The sequence below is a fragment of the Bacteroides sp. OF04-15BH genome, assembly GCF_003477995.1.
GTDB lineage: Bacteria > Bacteroidota > Bacteroidia > Bacteroidales > Bacteroidaceae > Paraprevotella.
This window is the reverse complement of record NZ_QUEM01000117.1, coordinates 304-559: the sequence shown is the minus strand read 5'-3', so window position 1 is coordinate 559 and position 256 is coordinate 304. Positions and strand designations below refer to the sequence as shown.

At 47.7% G+C, this 256-nt stretch carries 1 protein-coding gene; it reads left to right on the top strand.

Features of this window, described 5'->3' with window-relative positions; all coding sequences use genetic code 11:
* Window positions 1–256 (top strand): hypothetical protein (locus tag DXA74_RS16505; protein WP_199666220.1); only part of this gene is annotated, 256 nt, incomplete at both ends.

Sequence of the window (256 nt, the reverse complement as noted above, 5' to 3'; positions counted from 1 at the left end):
AGAATATCGGTTGGCAAGCGTCTGTGACTTATAAGGACTCTGCCAATATCGAACAGACGGTAGCCGTTCCTGCACACTACAATACATTTGCAAATGCCTTGGCAGAGGGCAAGCCATACTTGACCACTGCGACTGATACCGTTTTGGTTGTGTCGCCAGTGCTTACCCTTTCTGACAATTCCATCAATGGACAGGTTACTTTGACCGCCAAGACAGAGGATGCACTCATCGGCAAGAAGTCTTTCAACATCGAGAA